General features: G+C 67.8%; 1 protein-coding gene. It reads right to left on the reverse strand.

The genetic code is table 11. The features are described from left to right. Positions 1-39: 39 nt before the first annotated feature. Positions 40-999 (reverse strand): patatin-like phospholipase family protein (locus tag I9P22_RS24265; RefSeq protein ID WP_199262785.1); only part of this gene is annotated, 960 nt, incomplete at its 5' end.

Genomic DNA, 999 nt, shown 5'->3' on the forward strand with positions numbered 1-999 from the left:
TCAGCTCCCCCATACCTGCCTCAGCAAAAGGGAAGCACATCACGAGCAGGCCGGGAATCCTGAATCTTGATGCCCGCGATACGCTCTAAGCAGCACCCGCGACAGGTCGAAACTGTCGCGCTCGCCGATATTGCCGGCATCCTCGACCAGGAAGCGCTCGGCCGCCAGAACCCCGGCATCGTGCATGCGGTCCAGAAGCCCGGGCTTGGGAATCAGCTTGGTGCTGGCGCTCAGCGAATTCATCAGCGTCTCGTCCATAATCGCGTGCAGCAGCACGTTCTTCATCGGCCGCCCGGTCAGCCGGTCCTCGGCGAACAGGCGCTTGACGAAATTGATCGCCCGCAGCTCGGCCAGGAGCGAGGCGTTGAAGCTGATCTCGTTCACCCGGTCCTGGATCTCGGCCGGAGTCCGGGGAATGGCGTCGCGCAGCATCGGGTTGATGTTCACGATGACGATGTCGCGCGGCAAATCGGCGCGATACAGCGGAAACAGCGCCGGGTTGCCGGAATAGCCGCCGTCCCAATAGGCCTCGCGCCGCCCGGTCTTCGGGTCGTCGATCTCGACGGCGCGGAACAGCTCGGGCAGGCAGGCCGAGGCCAGGATGGTGTCCACCGTCACCTCGGCCCCGCCGAAGACCCGCACCAGACCGGTGCGGACATTGGTGGCGGTGACGAAGAAGGCCGGCCCCTCCTCGCGCCCCAGGCGCGGATGCGGCATCTCGCGCAGGATGGCGGCCAGCGGGTTGGAATAGAACGGCCCGCTGTCATAGGGGCTGAACACCCGGGTCAGCGACCCGAGCCAGGCCGCGGGCGAGAACAGCTCGGTCAGCCGCTGCCAGGCGCGCGGCGCCGGGAACATCGAATGCAGCCAGCGCACCACGGAATTGTCGCTGACCTGACCGACCTGCGACCAGACATAGGCCAGGTTCTCGCGCGCCGCCTGCCGGCCGCGCCGCCCCGGGCCGCAGGACAGGCCGGCGGCCAGCGCCGCGCCGTTCAG

Origin of the sequence: Paracoccus binzhouensis (assembly GCF_016446475.1) — a bacterium.
GTDB lineage: Bacteria > Pseudomonadota > Alphaproteobacteria > Rhodobacterales > Rhodobacteraceae > Paracoccus > Paracoccus binzhouensis.